At 62.6% G+C, this 18642-nt stretch carries 22 protein-coding genes; 11 read left to right on the plus strand and 11 right to left on the minus strand.

Translation table 11 applies throughout. The annotated features are described in order from the left end of the window. Nucleotides 1-55 precede the first annotated feature (55 nt). Nucleotides 56-637: an AAA family ATPase gene (locus AABD04_RS08040; RefSeq protein ID WP_341440811.1), complete on the plus strand. Its 582-nt coding sequence runs from the start codon at nucleotides 56-58 to the stop codon at nucleotides 635-637. Here the strand turns inward: AABD04_RS08040 and AABD04_RS08045 are convergent. Then, on the minus strand, nucleotides 622-1629 hold the full coding sequence (locus tag AABD04_RS08045; RefSeq protein WP_243595396.1) for a LacI family DNA-binding transcriptional regulator: 1008 nt from the start codon (nucleotides 1627-1629) through the stop codon (nucleotides 622-624). The genes AABD04_RS08040 and AABD04_RS08045 overlap by 16 nt on opposite strands. Nucleotides 1630-1660: 31 nt before the next feature. Continuing rightward, nucleotides 1661-2386, minus strand: coding sequence for an SDR family oxidoreductase (locus tag AABD04_RS08050; protein WP_341440812.1), 726 nt, complete (start codon nucleotides 2384-2386; stop codon nucleotides 1661-1663). 406 nt (nucleotides 2387-2792) lie between these two features. Here AABD04_RS08050 and AABD04_RS08055 point away from each other — a divergent pair, with 406 nt between their 5' ends. The 4 genes from AABD04_RS08055 to AABD04_RS08070 all read left to right on the plus strand — a co-directional run bounded on the left by AABD04_RS08055 (nucleotide 2793) and on the right by AABD04_RS08070 (nucleotide 7272). Further along, nucleotides 2793-3572 carry an ATP-binding cassette domain-containing protein gene (locus tag AABD04_RS08055; RefSeq protein ID WP_057475871.1) on the plus strand — a complete coding sequence of 260 codons (780 nt, stop codon included), beginning with the start codon at nucleotides 2793-2795 and terminating at the stop codon, nucleotides 3570-3572. Beyond that, nucleotides 3569-4666, plus strand: coding sequence for an ABC transporter permease (locus tag AABD04_RS08060; protein ID WP_243595393.1), 1098 nt, complete (start codon nucleotides 3569-3571; stop codon nucleotides 4664-4666). The genes AABD04_RS08055 and AABD04_RS08060 overlap by 4 nt, the downstream gene beginning before the upstream one ends. Nucleotides 4667-4719: 53 nt before the next feature. Further along, nucleotides 4720-5691: an ABC transporter substrate-binding protein gene (locus tag AABD04_RS08065; RefSeq protein ID WP_341440813.1), complete on the plus strand. Its 972-nt coding sequence runs from the start codon at nucleotides 4720-4722 to the stop codon at nucleotides 5689-5691. A 102-nt stretch (nucleotides 5692-5793) separates the two neighbouring features. Next, on the plus strand, nucleotides 5794-7272 hold the full coding sequence (locus tag AABD04_RS08070) for a mannitol dehydrogenase family protein (protein ID WP_341440814.1): 1479 nt from the start codon (nucleotides 5794-5796) through the stop codon (nucleotides 7270-7272). Here the strand turns inward: AABD04_RS08070 and AABD04_RS08075 are convergent. Both AABD04_RS08075 and AABD04_RS08080 read right to left on the minus strand, forming a co-directional pair. Continuing rightward, nucleotides 7260-8051 (minus strand): acyl-CoA thioesterase, encoded by a 792-nt coding sequence (locus AABD04_RS08075; protein WP_341440815.1) that lies wholly within the window; start codon nucleotides 8049-8051, stop codon nucleotides 7260-7262. The two genes, AABD04_RS08070 and AABD04_RS08075, sit on opposite strands and share 13 nt — an antisense overlap. Nucleotides 8052-8132: 81 nt before the next feature. After that, complete coding sequence (locus AABD04_RS08080; protein WP_341440816.1) at nucleotides 8133-9179, minus strand: SDR family oxidoreductase; 1047 nt, start codon at nucleotides 9177-9179, stop codon at nucleotides 8133-8135. 167 nt (nucleotides 9180-9346) lie between these two features. Here AABD04_RS08080 and AABD04_RS08085 point away from each other — a divergent pair, with 167 nt between their 5' ends. Next, nucleotides 9347-9589: an ArsR/SmtB family transcription factor gene (locus AABD04_RS08085; RefSeq protein WP_374230295.1), complete on the plus strand. Its 243-nt coding sequence runs from the start codon at nucleotides 9347-9349 to the stop codon at nucleotides 9587-9589. On the opposite strand, the gene AABD04_RS08090 is transcribed toward AABD04_RS08085, so the two are convergent. Then, on the minus strand, nucleotides 9573-9974 hold the full coding sequence (locus AABD04_RS08090; RefSeq protein ID WP_341440817.1) for a hypothetical protein: 402 nt from the start codon (nucleotides 9972-9974) through the stop codon (nucleotides 9573-9575). The genes AABD04_RS08085 and AABD04_RS08090 overlap by 17 nt on opposite strands. Then, a complete protein-coding gene (locus tag AABD04_RS08095; RefSeq protein ID WP_341440818.1) occupies nucleotides 9971-11473 on the minus strand; it encodes a class I SAM-dependent methyltransferase in 1503 nt (500 codons plus the stop codon). Before AABD04_RS08095 ends, AABD04_RS08090 begins: the two co-directional genes overlap by 4 nt. A 29-nt stretch (nucleotides 11474-11502) precedes the next feature. On the opposite strand from AABD04_RS08095, the gene AABD04_RS08100 reads away from it, so the two are divergent. Continuing rightward, entirely contained in the window at nucleotides 11503-12006 is a 504-nt protein-coding gene (locus AABD04_RS08100; RefSeq protein WP_341440819.1) for a DUF1648 domain-containing protein, read from the plus strand. Nucleotides 12007-12023: 17 nt separating this feature from the next. Further along, nucleotides 12024-12803 (plus strand): hypothetical protein, encoded by a 780-nt coding sequence (locus AABD04_RS08105; protein ID WP_341440820.1) that lies wholly within the window; start codon nucleotides 12024-12026, stop codon nucleotides 12801-12803. Between the two features lie 85 nt (nucleotides 12804-12888). On the opposite strand, the gene AABD04_RS08110 is transcribed toward AABD04_RS08105, so the two are convergent. Beyond that, the gene (locus tag AABD04_RS08110; RefSeq protein WP_341440821.1) at nucleotides 12889-14139 is read right to left on the minus strand and encodes a TetR family transcriptional regulator C-terminal domain-containing protein; all 1251 of its coding nucleotides are present in this window, start codon (nucleotides 14137-14139) and stop codon (nucleotides 12889-12891) included. Between the two features lie 173 nt (nucleotides 14140-14312). Between AABD04_RS08110 and AABD04_RS08115 the strand changes: the two genes are divergently transcribed. Beyond that, nucleotides 14313-14573 carry a LuxR C-terminal-related transcriptional regulator gene (locus AABD04_RS08115; RefSeq protein WP_243610097.1) on the plus strand — a complete coding sequence of 87 codons (261 nt, stop codon included), beginning with the start codon at nucleotides 14313-14315 and terminating at the stop codon, nucleotides 14571-14573. A gap of 4 nt (nucleotides 14574-14577) precedes the next feature. Here the strand turns inward: AABD04_RS08115 and AABD04_RS08120 are convergent, their stop codons facing one another. Next, nucleotides 14578-15231, minus strand: coding sequence for a DedA family protein (locus AABD04_RS08120; protein ID WP_341440822.1), 654 nt, complete (start codon nucleotides 15229-15231; stop codon nucleotides 14578-14580). A gap of 87 nt (nucleotides 15232-15318) precedes the next feature. Here AABD04_RS08120 and AABD04_RS08125 point away from each other — a divergent pair, with 87 nt between their 5' ends. Together AABD04_RS08125 and AABD04_RS08130 are read left to right on the plus strand one after the other, a co-directional pair. After that, complete coding sequence (locus AABD04_RS08125) at nucleotides 15319-16338, plus strand: SMP-30/gluconolactonase/LRE family protein (protein WP_341440823.1); 1020 nt, start codon at nucleotides 15319-15321, stop codon at nucleotides 16336-16338. Between the two features lie 146 nt (nucleotides 16339-16484). Next, on the plus strand, nucleotides 16485-17030 hold the full coding sequence (locus AABD04_RS08130; RefSeq protein WP_341440824.1) for a hypothetical protein: 546 nt from the start codon (nucleotides 16485-16487) through the stop codon (nucleotides 17028-17030). A 24-nt stretch (nucleotides 17031-17054) separates the two neighbouring features. Here the strand turns inward: AABD04_RS08130 and AABD04_RS08135 are convergent, their stop codons facing one another. The 3 genes from AABD04_RS08135 to AABD04_RS08145 are packed head-to-tail and all read right to left on the minus strand — an operon-like array spanning nucleotide 17055 to nucleotide 18548. After that, nucleotides 17055-17540, minus strand: a complete 486-nt coding sequence (locus AABD04_RS08135) for an SRPBCC family protein (protein WP_341440825.1) — start codon at nucleotides 17538-17540, stop codon at nucleotides 17055-17057. Nucleotides 17541-17543: 3 nt separating this feature from the next. Then, a complete protein-coding gene (locus AABD04_RS08140) occupies nucleotides 17544-17870 on the minus strand; it encodes an ArsR/SmtB family transcription factor (RefSeq protein ID WP_341440826.1) in 327 nt (108 codons plus the stop codon). 48 nt (nucleotides 17871-17918) lie between these two features. Beyond that, nucleotides 17919-18548: a TetR/AcrR family transcriptional regulator gene (locus tag AABD04_RS08145; RefSeq protein ID WP_341440827.1), complete on the minus strand. Its 630-nt coding sequence runs from the start codon at nucleotides 18546-18548 to the stop codon at nucleotides 17919-17921. Nucleotides 18549-18642 lie beyond the last annotated feature (94 nt).

Raw genomic sequence — 18642 nt, forward strand, 5'->3', positions numbered from 1 at the left:
AGTGTGTCCGCTCTGGGGTGGGTGCGAGACAACGTTGTCTTGTATGATTGCCGCTATGCCTCATGTCTGTCAAGACGTCTCCCGGATCGAACGGGAATCTCTACCGGTTCTGGTGGTTGCCGGCGCCGCGGGAAGTGGCAAGACGACTCTCGGTAGGGAGCTGGCGAGACGATTCGGTATGGCATTGCTCGACTTGGATACTCTCACCAATCCGCTTCTCGACGAACTGGATTCGTTCTTGGATGGACAACACTGGAACAGTGCGGGCCCGCACTCGGAACGCATCCGAGCCGGCCGATACGCCGTACTGCTCGCCGCTGCTCGGGACCTCGTGGAGATCGGTCAGCGCCCCGTCCTGGTCGCACCGTTCACCCGCGAATTGAGCGCCGGCGCGGAGTGGGAACGACTGGTTTCGCACGTAGCTCCTGCTGCAACGATGGTCGTGCACGTCGACGGCTCGCCAGAGCTGTTGGCGCGCAGGCGCGCTGCGCGTGGGGCGGAGCGCGATGCCCATCGGTCGCTGGATGCCCTGGCAGAGAAGCCGCTCGTTCCCCATCTGCGGGTCGATGCCGAACTGTCGACCCCGCTGCAGGTCGACCTGGTCGCGCACGCGCTCGAGGATCAGTCGCAGCGGTGATCGTTTCCGGGCGTGCAGGATCGACGCTCGATCAGCTCGACGCCGAGGATGTTGCGGCGCTTGTAGCGCTTGGTCGGATTTTCGATCCGTCCCAGTAGTCGCTCGATGGCCAACCGGCCGAGGCGCGCGGGATTCTGATCGATCACCGTCACCGGTGGCATCACTGCATCGGCAAGGGGAAAGTCGCCGAATCCGACGAACGCCAGATGCAGCAAATTCATCTGCTGCAGAACAGGAACGCATGCCATCGCCACTCGCGCGTTGGACAGAAACAGTGCGGTAGGCGGACTTTCGAGTGCGGTCAGGTCGGTCAATGCCACCCGGGCATCCTCACGGTCCAACACACCCAGAGCGACGAGAGTGTCGTCGAAGTCGATTCCGCGTGCGTGCAACGACTCCCGATAACCCTCGAGCCGGTTTCGGCTGGTCGGGATGCCGGCGCTGTCACCTATGACCGCGATGCGGGTATGTCCCAGGTCGAGGAGGTGGTCGGTGGCCAACACCGCCCCGCCGTGATCGTCGTCGACGAAGCTGTCTGCCTTGAGTCCATCGGGAGCCCGATCGACGAACACCGTGGGGGTCTTGTCGATCCACCGCTCCAGGTAGGAGTGATGTGCACCGGTCGGCGCGATGATCAAACCACTCAGCTGCCTACGCAGCAGTGACTCCACCAGAGCCTGCTCCTGATCGCCGTCATGACCGAGGCTGGTGACCAGAACGGCCATGTCGTCCTCGCGGGCGCGTTCCTCGATGGCTCGTGCGATCGACGAGAAGAAGGGATCGTCGATATCGGGGACGGCGACTCCGATGGCCGCCGCCTGACCGTTGCGGAACGACGTGGCCATCGTATTGGGCACGTAGTTCAGCGAATTCAGGGCCTCGGTGACGCGGGCACGAGTATCGGGGTCGACGTGAGGGTCGTTGTTGTACACCCGTGAGACGGTCTTGGCACTGACCTTGGCCAGCGCCGCGACGTCTTGCATGGTGGTCATGTTCTACCCCCGTCTGCTCGTCATCGTCTCGTCAGCGACTGGTGTAGCCGCCATCGACCGGCAACGACACTCCAGTCACCATGGAAGCATCATCGCTCAGCAGGAAGGCAATCGGCGCGGCAATCTCGTCTTCGGTGGCCCACCGTCCCAGCGGCATCTGAGCCAGGAACGGCTCCTCGATCTCGGGGCGACCCCAGTAGAACGCAGACATCTCCGTCATCACGACCGTCGGATTGACACCGTTGACTCGAATTCCGTGCCGGCCGAGCTCCAGCGCAGAGACACGAGTGATGTTGTCCAGAGCCGCTTTCGACGAGCCGTACGAGACGTGGCCGGTGAGGGCGACCAGGCTGGCCTGGCTCGAGACATTGACGATGGCACCGGTACCCGCCGCGATCATGGCCGGAACGGTGTACTTGATGACCAACAGTGCGCCGCGCGCATTGATGGCGATGACCTTGTCGAAGATCGAGATGTCGGTGTCCTGAGGCGTGGCGATCTCGCCGCCGAATCCTGCGCAGTTCACCACGCCGTACAGCTCGAGGCCTTCGACAGCCTCGCGGACGCTGTTCTCGGAGGTCAGGTCGAAGGCCAGGGGAGTTGCGCCGGTCTCGTCGGCCAGCTTGTTGAGTGCATCGACCGATTGGCCCGCAGCGACGACGTCGGCACCGTCGGCCACCAACCGCCGTACAGTCGCCGAGCCGATGCCTCCGCTGGCACCTGTCACCAAGATCTTCCGGCCGTCGAACTTCGCCATGGGGGTCTACCTTCACTGTCTCCGAATGGTCATGTCATCGATGTCATCGGCTCCGCTGAGCCCGGATATGTCATCGGTGTCATGGACGGTACCTCAGCCCGCTTGCGTCAGCGTCGAAAACGGCCAGATTGTGTATCGACGCAGTTCAGAGACGGTACCTCTCGGTCCGGTAAGGGCTTCTCGCAGGCATGGCACAGCAGGTGCCGTTCACATCCATGTCACCGGTGACATGAATTTTCTCGAAACGCGTGACAAATGCGAGTTGTTTGGGTCACACTCATGTGCACAGCGAGCCCCGAAGGGAGCTCGACCTGCTTCGCAGACCATGTCCACGGACCGTGCTGCGGGCGCCGGTGGGGGTGTCCATCCCGCACTCGAAGCTTCTCGATTCGACCTAGGAGTATCCATGGCCAGCGTTGCACCTGTTGCGACACCGATCCTCGAAGCGAGGGGATTGTCGAGGAGCTTCGGAAACGTGCGCGCCCTCGACGAAGCCGACTTCGACATCTACCCGGGTGAGGTCGTCGCCCTCATCGGCGACAACGGCGCAGGCAAGTCGACGATGGTCAAGGCGCTCTCGGGCAGCCTGGCCGTCGACACCGGCGAGATCCTGTTCGACGGCACCGCGGTCGATCTCGACAGCCCCACCGTCGCAGCGGAACTCGGCATCGAGACGGTGTTCCAGGATCTCGCCCTCGCGCCGCACCTCAACGCGCAGCAGAACATGTTTCTCGGACGCGAACTGCCGGCGAAGGGGCTGCTGGGCCATCTCGGTTTTCTCGACGTCTCCACGATGCGCAAGCAGTCGCAGGACGCGCTGAACGAACTCGGAGCCACCGTGCGTAGCCTGACCGTTCCGGTGGGAGCGATGTCGGGTGGGCAGCAACAAGCCATTGCCATCGCGCGTGCAGTCGCCTGGGCCAAGGGTGTCGTCTTTCTCGACGAGCCGACCGCAGCGCTCGGAGTCGTCCAGACGCGCAACGTGCTCGACACCATTCGCCGCGTGGCGGACAGGGGAGTGGCCGTGGTGTTCATCAGCCACTCCATGCCGCACGTGATGGAAGTTGCCGATCGAGTTCAGGTGCTGCGCATGGGCAAGCGCGTGGCCACTCTCGACGCCAAGAACACGACCATGGAAGAACTCGTCGGCGCGATGACCGGCGCAACCACCGGAGCCACACGATGACCAACCAGACCATCAGCCCCTCCCTCGAGCCGATGCCGCCCGGCGACAAGCCGTCTCGCCACTCCTTCGATCTCGTCGAAGCGCTCGGTAAGTTGGCCCGGGTTCAGGTGTTTCAGATCGTGCTCGTCTTGGCTGCGATCTGCCTGGTGTTCTCGATCATGGCTCCCGGCAGCTTCCCCGAGTGGGGCAACATCCGCCAGATCATTCAGAACGTCTCCATCCTGGCCGTTCTCGGAATCGGCATGACGTTCGTCATCGTCACCAGCGGCATCGATCTCTCGGTCGGCTCCGTTCTCGTGTTCTCCGGCGTCGTCTCGGCCAAGACCATGGCAGCGATCGGCGGCGACGGATGGGGAGTGGCGGCCGTCGGAATCGTCGTGGCACTGGGGTGTGGCCTCTGCTGGGGATTGCTCAACGGTTTCCTGATCGGTAAGGCCAACGTGCCTCCGCTGATCGTGACTCTCGGGACCTTGGGTGGCGCTCTCGGTCTTTCGCAGGTCATCACCGGGGGTGTCGACATCCGCGACGTACCACCGGTTCTGGTCGACACCATCGGCTACGGAAACTTCCCGGCCACCACCATTCCCCTGATCTCGAGCATCGCGTTGGTGCTCGTGGTGATCTTCGGAATCGTGCTGCATCGCACCAAGTTCGGCCTCTACACCTTTGCTGTCGGCTCCAAGGAGCAGTCTGCTCGACGCGTCGGCATCAAGGTGGACATGCACCTGGTCAAGGTCTACGCGCTCTCCGGTACCCTCGCCGGGTTCGCCGGGATTCTGTCGCTGTCCCAGTACGGCACCACCGCCATCGCCGGGCAGTCGCAGACCAACCTCAATGTCATTGCGGCAGTGGTCATCGGTGGAACGAGCCTGTTCGGCGGCATCGGCACCATGTTCGGCACCGTCGTCGGACTGTTCATCCCTGCCGTGCTGCAGAACGGCTTCGTCATCGTCGGCGTCCAGCCGTTCTGGCAGCAGGTCGCCGTCGGTGCTGTCCTCATCGCAGCGGTCTACTTCGATCAGCGTCGACGCGACGCGGCGAGCCGAGGTCAATCGCCCAGCTCCCTCAAGAAACTCTGGTCCCGAAGTCCCTAGCTCCGGCCAGCTCCGAACTCCCCTCATCACAACCCTTTACAAGAAAGTCGACCATGATCACATCACGCACCGCCGTCGTTGCATTGAGTGTCGCTTCGGTCTCCGCCATGTTCCTGGCGGGTTGTTCGTCCGACTCCGGAAGCGGTGGCGGCAGCGGCAACATCGCCTTCATCCAGGGCGTCAGTGGCGACGAGTTCTACATCAGCATGCAGTGCGGAATCGAAGCTGCGGCGAAGGATGCAGGCGTCACCGTCGACACCCAGGGCCCGGTCAAGTTCGATCCCACCCTGCAGAAGCCGATCGTGGATTCGGTTGTCGCATCACGTCCGTCGGCGATCCTGATTGCGCCTACCGACGTCGCTGCCATGCAGGCGCCCCTCGAGGCAGCGTCCAAAGCGGGCATCAAGGTCGTTCTCGTCGACACCACCCTGGAAGACCCGTCCATCGCGGTCTCCTCCATCTCGTCCGACAACAAGGGCGGTGGGGCAGAAGCATTCAACGCGATCGAGCGGCTCAGCCCGGCGGGCGGCAAGGTGCTCGTCATCTCCACCGATCCCGGCGTTTCCACTGCCGACGCCCGAGTGGAGGGCTTCGAGGAAGCCGTCGGTGCCAACCCTGCCTTCGACTACCTCGGCGTGCAGTACAGCCACAACGACCCGGCCGAAGCTGCTCGTCTGGTCTCGGCCGCCCTGGCCAAGGACCCCGACATCACCGGCATCTTCGCCGCGAACACCTTCGCAGCCGAGGGCACCGCGACCGGAGTTCGGCAGGCGGGCAAGCAGGATCAGGTCAAGATCATCGGCTTCGACGCAGGCCCCGCACAGGTGAAGCAGCTTCGTGAGGGAACAGTGCAGGCTCTGATCGCGCAGCAGCCCGACACCATCGGCACCGACGGCGTCGCGCAGGCCATGGCCGCCATCAACGACGAGCCGGTGACCGCCGAGATCTCGACCGGCTTCCACGTCATCACCGCCGACAACATCGACGGTGAGGGCGCGCAGTACGTCTACAAGTCGTCCTGCTGATTCCGGACGTGTAAACCCCTGAACTGCGGTGGTGCTCCTGGTGGCAGAACATGCCCGGGAGCGCCACCGCTCACCACGTTCATTCGACCCCGAGGACCCGCCATGATCGAGCTTCGTCGCACCACATCGAAGGACCTGCCTGCGGGCGTTGCGAAGCCCGAGTACGACGCGGACGAACTGCACTGCGGCGTGGTGCATTTCGGGGTCGGTGCGTTTCACCGTGCGCATCAGGCCGTCTACTTCGATCGCCTTCTCGCCGCCGGTCATCTCGACTGGGCGCTGTGTGGAGTGGGAGTCCTGCCGGGAGACAGAAGAATCGGGGAGATCCTCGACGCTCAGGATCATCTCTACACGGTGGTGACGGTGGACCCCGATGGCCGACGCGAGGCGCGGGTTGTCGGTTCGGTCGCGGACTTCGTCTTTGCACCCGACGATCCGCAGGGAGTGCTCGACGTGCTCAGCTCACCCGCCACGATGATCGTCTCGCTCACCATCACCGAGGCCGGCTACGGCGTGAACGATGTGACCGGAGTGTTCGAGCCGACCGATCCCGCGGTGCTCGCCGACCTCGAGGACCTCTCCACGCCGTCGAGTGTCTTCGGGTTTCTCACCGTTGCCCTCGCCACCCGCCGATTCCACGGAATTCCGCCGTTCACGGTGATGTCCTGCGACAACATCGTCCACAACGGAACGGTCACTCGCACCGCGCTGACGTCTTTCGCTCGCCACCACGACAGCGATCTGGCCGACTGGATCGATGCCACGGCCGCATTCCCCAATTCGATGGTCGACCGCATCACCCCGGCAACAACGCCCACCGTCGTCGACGACCTGCGACGCGATTTCGGCATCGAGGACCTGTGGCCGGTCCAGTCGGAATCGTTCTCGCAGTGGGTACTCGAAGATTCCTTCTCGTTCGGGCGACCACCCTTCGGAGACGTCGGCGTGCAGCTCGTGACCGATGTCGCCCCCTACGAGCACATGAAACTGCGCCTGCTCAACGGTTCTCATCAGGCCATGAGCTACCTCGGTATCCTGGCCGGCTACACCCACGTGCACGACGTCATGGCCAGTCCTGACCTGCGCGAATTCGTCGCGTCGTACATGCGTGCCGAGGCCGCCCCGACGCTTGCGCCGGTACCGGGAATCGACCTCGATGCCTACATCGAGCAACTGCTGCAACGATTTTCGAGTCTGGCAGTTCGCGACACTCTCGAACGTCAGATCGTCGACGCATCGGCACGGATCCCGAAATTCGTACTGCCGGTGATCCGCGACCGACTTGCCGAGGATCGATCCGTCGATCATGCCGCCCTGGTCCTCGCCGGGTGGTGTGCGGTATACGAGCGTGGGGATGTTCCGATGATCGACGCCGATGCCGAACGCTTGCAACGATTGTCGTGGGAAGACCACGACAACCCGGGCGCGTTTCTGACCAACCGGGCGGTGTTCGGGGACCTTGTGGGCAACCCGAGACTACGAGGTGCGTACCAGCGAGCCAAGCGTTTGTTGCAGGACAGCGGTGCGCGTGGCGCTGTGCGTCGGGTGCTGGAGCAGTCGTCGGCGGTTCAGACCTTGTAATAGACCACCTGGTGGCTGGTGGCCAGCAGACTCCCGCCCTCGGTCCACAGTTCGGCCGTCTGGTCGAAGTAGCCCTGATGGAAGCGGCGTGCTCGTGCGGTGCCCAGGATGTAGCCGTCGGCGTGCTGCTCGAGGTCCTTCGGCGTCGCGAAGTAGTGGGTCGTCAACGAGATGGTGCCCGCCGGAACGTACTTGCCCAGCCGCTGAAAGATTCGGGGATAGAACACATCGCTCAGCGAGGTCAAGGCTGCGAAGTCCATCGGCCGCGGCGGTGTATCGCGGATCCAGAGAGTTTCGGTCGAGTCTGCGGACTCCTGTTCGCTCAGTGCACCTGCAACAAAACGCATCTCGTAGTTCTGAGCCCACGCGATGGCGTCGGGTAGACCGCCTTGCTTGGTGTCGGCGGGGGAGGGAACGTCAGGGACCGTCGCCTCGATGTTGTCCCAGGTGTCGCGTCGCGCTCCGAACACTGCTGTAGCCGTGGTGGCCACCGCACCGTTCTGCGTCAGTTCGAGATACCAATGCTGGTTGCTTCGGTTGGTTCGCACCGGACGTGCGGAGATCTCGAATTCGCCTTCGGAGACGGGACCGGCGAAGTTGACCGTGAGCGAGACCGGTGATCCGAGGCATTCCGGGTGCAGTTCGATGGCTCGAACGAACGTTGCAGCAGTGAGGCCACCGAACGGGCCGACCATGTTGTTGTACGGCGCTGACGTCCTGCCTCGGTAGGTGCCGTCGCCGATGGTCTCGAGGGCGACTGCTGTGTCGAACGGATGCATTGTTCTCCCGTAGGTCTCGATCGGCGTTCGTGCCGTTTCAAACTATCCGGCCCACTCCGGTGGTGCGCATGGTGACTCCCCTCAGGGAATGATCCGTAGGCGACGTAGCTCGGCGAAGATCTCGGCGAACATTGCCTCGGTGTCCACGAAACGATGAAAGCCCAGGCGGCGCGCCTTGGAACCGTCGGAGATGACGTCGTAATCCCAGGAGAACACGAAATCGCCGAATCCCCAGGCAGATACATCGCGGTAGGGAGTGGGCTTCAGATCGTGCTCGGCGACGATCGAATCCCACAGCGACTCCTTGTCGGCCATCACATCGGTCAAAGACATGGGCAGTGGGGTGGCGGTATCCACACCGAACAGACCCGCGATGCGCGGCCACATGTCCTTCCAGCGGAAGAGGTCTCCGTTGGTGATGTTGAACGCCTGGTTCGCGCACTCGGGAGTGGTTGCGGCCCATACCGTCGCTTCGGCGAGCAACGATGCATCGGTCATTTCCAACAACGATCCGAAGGCACCGGGCTTGCCCGGGAAACGCATCGGTACGCCCAGCTTCTTGCACATGGTTGCGTAGACAGCGATGACGGTGGCCAGATTCATCGGATTTCCGAGTGCCACGCCGCACACCACCGATGGCCGCATTGCCGACCAGGTCCACGTCTTGCCTACCTGACGGGTCTCCAGAAAGTGCTGTTGGTCGACGTTGAACTCGGGCGGCATGTGCGGTGGATCGGATTCGAGGGCAGGCGTTTTGAACGGACCCAGATGCGCGCCGTACACCTTGTATCCCTGCATCAGGCTGACGTGTTCCAGAGTGGGCGAACTGTCCTCGATCACGGAGACCACGTTGACGAGCATCTCCAGATTGGGAGGTACGAGCTCGGCCCAGGTGGGGCGTTCCTGATACGCGGCGTAGAAGATGTGTGTCACGTCCGTCAGGTGCGAGAGCCGGCGTCGAGTCTCCTCGCCATTGAGGAGATCCACCGCAATGTGCTGGACGCGTTCGCTGTCGACACCTCCGCGCCGTGAGAGCCCGATGATGTCCCAATCCCTGCTTCGCTGCAGGTGGGCGACAAGGTTTCCGCCGATCACTCCGTTGGCACCCACGACTACTGCTCGCTGCATGAGTTACTCCTTATCTGGATATCGCGATATTGCGATGTCCAGGCAAGTAGACCACAGATCGGGATATTGCGATATTGGAGTACGCTTCGAGGGTGGCTGACGAACTGGACCCCGCGGAGCTTGCGGCAGTGTTCGGTGCGCTCAGTAACCCGGCCCGATTGGCGATCATGCGATGGCTCAAGGACCCGAGTGATTTTCCGCCCCAACTCGAACCGGCCGACCAGGTAGGGGTGTGCCTCAAGCACATTCAATCCAGAGCGGGCGTCTCGCAATCGACGGCCTCGCAATACATGGCGGTGCTACAACGCGCCCACCTGGTGACCAGCACCAAAATCGGGCCGTGGGTGCACTACAAACGCAATGCCGATTACCTGGACCGACTGGCCGAAACGATCAAGACCGATCTGTGAACCCCGTGTGTCCGCTGTGTCGGCGCGACTTCTGCGAGTGGCCCGACAGCAGGTTGATGATTCCGGACAGCGTGAGGCTTCCGCCTGGGTAGAGGAGGAGTCCGGGAGAAAAGATGACGGGTTCCGACGCGTCTTTCACCATGTACGCGGCGCCGATACCCGTCAGGACGAGTCCGAAGATGGTGAGCAGTGCGATGGTGCGGCGGCTCAGACGGGACAATCGTGTCGAGATCAAGGCTGCGAAACCAGCGAATACGCAGAGAAAGATCGACGCAATGAACAAGGCGTCCCACTCGACGACGGTGGCCACGAAGAACATGGATCCGCCGATGAGAAGGAGCCCCAGCTCCGGAACGGGTTGTCGCTGAGGTGGATCGGCTGTCACAGTGTGTGTCCCCTCGCACGATCGACCGCGTGAGTGAGCGATGCTGCCTCGAACACTGGGCCGTGCGCGGCCGCGGTTGCGGCGGAACGCTCCCTAAGAGCAGCGGGATCCGTTGCCCGGGCGATGGCCGAGAGGTCGATGCGTTGGAGGAGCTTCTTCGTTACCGGCCGCTTGCTGTCCCAGAATGCCAGAGCAGCAATGAGATCGGTGGCTTCCAGCCCGGTCAGTAGCGCGTGGGCGACTGCGCACGATGCGGGATCCTCGAAAGGGAGCAGGTAGGTGGCGTCGTCGAACACCGCCGGTGTGCCGTCGTAGGGCCCGACCATCCTGAATTGTGGAATCTTGTGGAACCCTGAGATCGCAATCTTGTAGGGAGCAAACGTGTACGGGCCGACACCGAATATGCAGAAGCGGGCCCTCTTCTGGTAGATCGACGACTTCCGCCCGTCGAGCACAGCGGCGTTGTCGGTCAGGTACTTCCACAGCTTCGGTGCAGTCGACGCAAGTAGCTCGGTGTCGTCACCGGTGTGCGATTGCGGCACGATCATCCAACGCGACACCACGCTCAGGTTGTCGCGATAGACGTCGGTACATTTGAACAGCGGAAACAGGAAGTCCTTCTCGATATCCACCGAAGCTCCGAGTTTGGTTCGTGGGCCGTCGTTCTCGGCCAATTCCATGACGGCAGACGCGTCGTGTTTGATGCCCTGACGCCACATCAGTGGGCTGACGCCATCGAACTGCTTGCTTCGCTCGTAGGCGTCGACGTTCGCGACCAGTTGGCCGTCGACGACCCCGATTCTGTTGTCCGGTTGTGACGCGTCGACGCGCGGATATGTCTGCGCGGTGTAGTCGGTCCTGCCCGGCCCGAGTTCAACCGTGAACCAGCAGGCATCGACCCCTGCGTCGAACCACTTCTTCGCATCGATCATTCGCAGACTCGAGCTGGTAACAGGAAGGCTGTGTCGAGCACAGTGCAACAGAACGTTTCGAGCTACCTGGGTTTTGCAGATCATCGCGATGGTCACCGGTCTATCGCTGAACTCGGTGACGAGTTTGATCCAAATGAATTCTGCGATATCGAAATTCGAGCTTCCGGTGATCGCGTCGATCCCGCGAGCGTTCTTGGTGTTCGCGCGGGAAGGGCGATTGATGGAATCGAGCACCGACAGTTGTGAGTTGGTCACCCACGGTGGGTTTCCGATGACGAGAGTCGGGCCTGGCTCCGATGTCCAGTCGACATCACCCGCCAGGTCGAAGTCGAAGATCGACGCAGTGATAATCCTTCCGAATTGTGATGCGGAAGAGGCATACTCGGGCTGTACCTCGATCCCGACGCGCTCTGCTTCGGGATGACTCTGCGCCATCACCGACAGGAAGTTCCCGACACCGCAGGTGGGTTCGAGGATGCGAGTCCACCGTTGTCGAGGCAGTGTGTTCACCAACGCGCGCGCCAACTCGATCGGGGTCTGGAAGTCCCCGAACTCGTTGTTGGGCATCGGTGCCTCCGGCGCTACTGTGGACTCCGATGAAGCTTTCGCGTGCAGCCCTACTGCTGTCAACTCTGGTGTTCATCGGCGCTCTGATATGGGTTGCCGTCACTGCGGGGGATCAAGTGCCCGCGCACTTCGACGGATCCGGTCAGGTGGATCGGATGGACTCGAAGCTTTCCTTTCTCCTCACGATGGGCGGCACCGGATTCGTAATGATCGGGCTGTTCGCGAGCGTCGGCTGGTGGCTTCCCAAGGTCCCGGCCCAGATGGTGAATCTGCCGAGTCGACGACTGCACGAGTACTGGACCTCCGCCGAGAATCGGCCCGAACTGAATCGCAAGATGTCCGAGGACCTCGATTGGATCGGTGTCGCGACTGCACTGCTGTTCGCCTGGATATGCGTCGTTGCGGGTACGACGACCGATGCGTCGGTGAGCGTCTGGGTCTTCGTGGTGCCGACGGTGCTCTATGTGGTGGCGATTCTGGGATATGCGGCCTTCGTGTTCATGGGCAGTCGTTACCGTGTTCCGAAGGACTGACTGCGTGGGGAGTGGACATGGGATGGAACCCGTTCGATCGTCGGTCGAAGGATCAGCGTGCGATCGACGACGCACTGGTCGATCTCGGCAAGCCGGCGTGGCGTGGAGCGCACGGCCACTTCGTCCGAGAGGCACTTACCTCCTGGCGTCTCGCCGCTACATCCACTGTGCATGATCCCCCGACTGCAACCAGGCTGGACAGAGTGCGCAAGGTCGTGGATCGGGAGCCGGCAAGTCGAGGACAAGCCGACATCGCAGAGCTCGAGAGCCTGCGAAAGACGGTCACGGGCAGTGTCGTTTACGTCGTCGCTGCTCTGGCTACTGCTATCGAGGGCCTTGCGGCATGGACGGCGAATGACGTAGCGCACCGGATCGTGCGCATCGACCTGTCTGCGGAAGTCGCCTCGGTAGCGCGCAGTGCAGGGCTGCTCCAGGCTGCCTTCGATCGTCTCGGTGGCCCACCGTCGGGTCATCTCGCCAACGATGCGGAGGTGCAAGCGATGTACGCCCGGCGCACCGAAGCACTCGCCGACCGCCAACGCACCCTGATACTGCGATTGACGGCATTGCGTTCGTATCTGGACGGACTGATGGACATCGAGAAGGAACTCGAGAAGATGCGGTGGATCGAGCATCACGGGTCTCCGGACTTCGCCGAACTCGAGGAGCGCGAAAGCGATGAGCTGGCCTCCTTGAATCTCAGCGCGGCGCGAGATCTGTTCGACGAGGCGACCGATCGCATCGGAGTGCAATTGCGCGAGGCGGCACAAAAGCTCGGGGATTCCGGACGGCCTTGACGTGAGCGACCTTTCATGACGTCACCGGTGGGCGGCGGTTGGTCGTCGACCTGGCCGCCGATCGGGCCGAGTACATCGAGCACGCTCAGCGCGTACCGAGTCCGTCGAGGAGAAGTTCACCGACGAACGTCGCGTTGTCCTGCGGGCTGTTCTGTCGTCGGGTGAAGCACCGCATCAACAGAGTGTTGGTGATGCCTGCCGCGAGATCGACTGGACCGAAGCTCTTTCGGAAGACACCGCTGTCCTGCCCTCGTGCGATGACCGGTGCGATGATCGCCGGCAGGTTGAGCTTCTCCTTGATCGAGATCAGTCCCTCCGGCTCGCCGTACGTGTCGTGTGCGACCGCGACGAGGAGAGCGTCCATGAATTCGAGTTCGTCGGCGGCGAGTTGCGCGCACCGCAGCATGTGATTCTGCAGAATCGTGAGCTCGTCGAGGCCAAGCAACTGGTCGTCGTCCACCGACTCGCGAAGACGATCGACTCGGCTCTGCAGTGCTGCAACGATGACGGACGGCTTGGTCGGAAACAGTGTCTTGCACGCCGCCCTCGGTACTCCGGCGATATCGGCGACGTCGTCCATACGCGTCATGAAATAGCCGCGCTTTCCGAACTCGTCACGGGCAGCGGTGACGATCGCAGCGCGTGGATCGCGAGGCATCGGCCGTTCCTCGACCGGCACACCGCCGACGTCCCCCACGACATCATCGAGGTGCTGATGATGTCCCGACGTGTCGACGACGGCCCCGAGGAAGGCGAGCACCGCGTCGGACATCACGTCTGCCGATACGGAAGCGGGGTCCACCTGACTTCGGATGCGAAAGCCGTCGACGATGGCATTGACCGTCACAGCGAACGATCGGGCCGTGAAGGGACGGCGAAAGGCCCCACCTTCGGGATCGAACAGTGCCTCGAACGCGTCCAGTAGGGCGTCGTCTCGAAGGCGGTAGCCGCCGGCGAGTGCCGCGGAAGCAGGTCCGCGGAAAACATGGTCGAGAAGAGTCGCAGTGGTGCTCTTCTGGTCGACGATTGCCGGAAAGTAGTGCGCAACGAGCGCCGACACCGCTGCGCGAATCGATGCGCCACTGTTCGTCATCTGCGTGCGAACGGTGTCGCGAACGTCGGCGGGCAGGGGTGTTCGGGTCAGATGCTCGACGACCGTGGTGAGGAAGTCGGATTTGGTGTTGAACTTGCGGAAGAACGTTGCTGTCGACGAGTCGGCCTCGTGGACCACGTCCTCGATCCGTAGTCCCCGTTCAAGAATCCTCTGCGGATGCGCGATCAGCAAGGCGACACCCGCCTCGACGAAGTGGGCGGCGGTCGCGTCGAGCTCGGTCATAGAGGCGGACTTTACCGAGGTGAGGTCGAGCGCGGCGGCGCAGGTGACAGTGTTCACTCTCAGGTGAGAGCAACCTAGGTCATTCCTCGGAGTGACGCAGCGGAGTGAGTGCGGTGTCATTGGCCGTGCTCGCTCCACCAGGACAGCGGTGGTGCCCGACATCAAGGACCTCCATGACAGTGCTCGACATCCGCGTCGGAGACGCACCCGACCCACGGCTCAGCGCTCGTGAAGTAGAAGTGCTCACGACCTGGCTCATCTCGGATTCCAAAGCCGAGGCATCGCGCTCGCTCTATCTCTCGATGGGAACCGTCAACACACATCTGACGCGCATCAGAGCCAAGTACACGGCAGTGGGGCGAACTGCTCCGACCAAAGCGACGTTGCTGGTGCGTGCTCTACAGGACGGGTTCATCGATATCGACGAGCTGTGAGGATCTACTGCACCTCGACGCGCCTGGACTTCGTTTTCTTCACCACGAACCACGCGATCAACGCCACAACGATGCCGATGACGACGTACTGGAACACCGAGGCGTAGTTCTCCACGTAGTGCCAGTTCTCGCCGAGGAAGTAGCCGGCGAGCACGAAGATGGAGTTCCAGATCAGGCTGCCGAGCGTGGTGTAGAGGGTGAATTGCAGAATCGGCATCCGTGCCACTCCGGCCGGGATCGAGATGCCGGACCGGACCATCGGAATCATGCGGCCGAAGAACACGGCGGACCGGCCGTGGCGAGTGAACCAGTCCTCGGCCTTGGTCAGATCCTCCGTCCCGACGAACGGCATCTTCTCGACGATGGCATACATCCGATCGCGGCCGAGTTTGATGCCGAGCCAGTACAGGGCGAGTGCGCCGATCACCGAGCCTGCCGTCGCCCAGAACACCGCGCTCAGTAGCGTCATGCCGCCCTGAGATGCCGTGAACCCGGCGAGGGGCAGGATGATCTCGCTGGGAAGGGGCGGGAAGAAGTTCTCCGCTGCGACGGCGATTCCGGCGCCTGGGCCGCCGATCGCCTCCATCAGACTCACTGCCCAACCGGCGATCCCTCCGAGGTCGCTGTCGGCGGCGGCAAGGGAGGAGAGATCACTCATGGTCTCGACTGTACGAAACTGGCGGACCGGAAACCTCCTCACCAGGACAAATGCCCGGAAAATGAGACATATGAAACACTCGGGCGTGTGAACCGAGTCTCTCATATAGCCCCTGCTGTTGCCGTCGCCACATTGTTGCTGAGCGCCTGCGGGTCCTCGGATACCGCGGAGCCGACACCGACCACTAGCAGTGATTCCTCCGCGCCGGCGTCGACATCACCGAGTTCGGGCTCTGCAACGGTCTACGACCTGCCCGGTAGCGCAGTGTTCCCCGAAGGCATCACCGCCGCGGACGACACCTTCTATGTGACGTCCACGTCCGACGGCGCAGTGTTCCGCGGGACCGTCGGCTCGCCGGATGTCTCGGTCTTCTTGCCGGGCGGCGCGGACGGACGCACCGCGGCCGCAGGAATCGACGTGACCGATGACGACGATCGCGCCGACTACTTGGTGATCGCCGGTGGGGCCACCGGCAAGGTGTGGGTGTACGACGCGAATTCCGGTGATTTGGTTGCCACCTTCATCAACGGGCTCGGGTCCGACGCGACATTCCTCAACGATGTCGCCATTGCCGACAACGGCGATGCCTACGTCACGGACTCGCGGAGCCCGGCGTTGTTCCGCATTCCCGTCGAGCAGATGACGGCCGGAACGCAGGACGCTCCGATGGAGACGTTCGTGAGTTTCGACGGCACTCCGTTCACGTACGGGGAGGGATTCAACGCCAACGGAATCGTCGAGAACGACGACGAATCGGCGTTGATCGTCGTGCAGTCCAGTACCGGAAACCTGTATCGCATCGACAAGACCTCGAAAGAGGTCAGTCAGGTCGACCTGGGTGGTGCGACGCTGACGAACGGCGACGGGCTCGAGATGGACGACGACACCTTGTACGTCGTTCGCAATCGCGACGGTCTCATCGCGACGGTCGATCTGGACGACGACGGCCGAACCGGCGTGGTCACCGGCGAGATCACGGACCCATCGTTCGCGTACCCGACAACCGTTGCGGCCATGGACGATCGGCTGTTCGTGGTGAACAGTCAGTTCGACAAGCGTGGGGGAGAGCCCGTCGAGCCGTTCACCGTCAGTTCCGTACCGGAGTAGAGCGGCTTCCGCCGCACGTGCACGGAAATTCGTAGCAGAGACCGAAGTTTCATTCACCACAATCAATCGGCGTCAATCTGGCTCAGGGCAGGTCGCAGCTTGTCGACCCGTTGTTCGGGCGGTGAAACTGTGCGACGGTGGGCCGCATGGAATCCGGCGCACGCATGGCTCCCGAAAAGATCGGCTCGATCATCGGAGCCGTTTTCGGACTGGTCTTCGTTTTCGTCAATTCGGATACGTTTTCGACGACGCTGACCATCGGGGTGCGCGTCGTCGCAGTGGTGGCGTTGGTCGCCGTGCTTCTTGCGGTGTGGCGAGTGCCGCCGGCCCCCGCTCCGGAGGGCGGCGCCCGCGGCGGCTTCGGCCGCGGGTACTGGGTTGTGGTCGCCGTCGAGGTGGTTGCCATCTTCGGCGGTCTCGCGATCATCAACGGTCCACTCGATGCACCGCAGGCTGCGGTTGCCTGGATTTCGACGGTGGTGGGCGTGCACTTCGTCGCGCTCGCTCTGGTGTGGAAGCTACGTTTCTTTGCCGGCCTCGGCGCGGCGTTGACAGTGCTCGGCGTGCTCGCCCTGATTCTCGCCGCCGCGGGTGCCGCCGACAGTTCGATCGACACGATCGGTGCAGTCCTGCCTGGTTTCTTGTTGCTCGGCTTCAGCCTGTGGGGGAGCAGTCGAGCGCTGATCGCGTGACGGTCGCATCGTGACGCTGCACGATCACTCGGCGACGATGGCGTCGATCTGACCGAGGGCGAGACTCATACCCTCTTCCATGCCCATAGCGACAAGCTCCTCTAGTTGTTGCGCGCTGTCGAATCGCGAGCGGATGGTCATGCGCGTTCTGCCGTCTACGTCCTCCAAAGTTGCGACGGCGTGGGTGACCGGCAGTGTCGACGACGGATTGCCGGAGTCGTCGGAGAACCCGTCGTCGAACGACAGTGTGGTCGGAGCAGAAATTTCGGTGAAAAGCCACCAGCCGGCGGCCTTTTCGCCGTCGGGCCCGGACATGTAGTACGACGCCTTGCCGCCCGGAACGAAGTCGTGGGATACGAAAGTCGCAGGCCATGTGGGCGGACCCCACCACCGTTCGAGCTGGCGCGGGTCCTCCCAGATCTGCCAGACGCGTTCGACTTTCGCGTCGAACTCCGCGATCACGGTCATGGTCAGATTCTCGGGGTCTTTGTGCGAGCTGATGAACGGCATGATTCAGCCTTTCTCGTCCTGGGAAAGAAGGTCGTCGATCCGGTCGACGCGTTGTCGCCAGATCTCCTCGTAGGTGTCGAGGAGTGCTCGCGCTTTTGCGATGGTGTCCAATCGAACTCGCACGATCTGCTCCCTGCCGCGCTTGTGTTTCGTGATTACTGCGGCGCGTTCGAGAACCGCGACGTGCTTCTGTACAGCGGCAAAGCTCATGGCGTAGTGAGCCGCCAACTCCGATACGGACCGTTCACCGACAGTGACCTTCGCGACGATGTCGCGACGCGTCGTGTCTGCGAACGCCTGGAACAGGCGATCGACCTCTGCGTCACTCATCTCATCTACAACCATTTGGTTGTAGGTTATGCCGAGGTTCGGATTCGGTCAAGAGCGCTCGCCGTCGGTCGTCGTCGTGCTCCGTAGTGATCCGATCGCTGCGGCGACCACGGTGTCGATGAATTCCGCGTCACACGGCAGCCGGGTGAGGAGGTGGCGAAAGTGGATGGGGGCGATGAGTAGTTCTATCGCGGTTCGGGCATGTGCTTCGGCGTCGGCGGAAATCTCACCGCGTGCGATTGCCTGCCTGATCATTACTTGGTTCGCCTCGAAACGTTTGTGCCAAAACGTGTTTCGAGCTTCTTTGATCTCGGGAGAATCGGTGACGAAGGCGAGCGCTCGAACCAGGCCACGACCAAGAGGTGAAATCAGATACGAGCTCAAAGTAGAGGCAAGCGCCGTCAGATCCCCACGCAGCGAACCGGTATCGGGCCGTGGGAGGGTGTCCTCGCTGGCGGCGAGCATCGCGTCGAGCACGAGATTCTCTCGAGTGCCCCACCGTCGGTAGACAGTGCTGTCTTGCACGCCGGCACGGCGGGCGATGTCGGGTATGCCGATCTTGTCGACGCCGCCCTCGATCACGGCGTCCAGTACGGCCTGATGTACCGCGGCCCTGACGTGAGCCGCCCGCCCCCCGGGCCGTCGGCGTGGTGCAACGCGCTCGGTGTCGTCATCCATTCGTGAATGCTATTGCAGCGTTCCTTGCATTAGGTGATCGAGGCGCATACCGTGCCTTAAAGCAGAACTTACTGCTTTGAGAGGCGGGGGAGCA

The sequence above is a fragment of the Rhodococcoides navarretei genome, from assembly GCF_038069675.1.
GTDB classification, from domain to species: Bacteria; Actinomycetota; Actinomycetes; order Mycobacteriales; family Mycobacteriaceae; genus Rhodococcoides; species Rhodococcoides navarretei.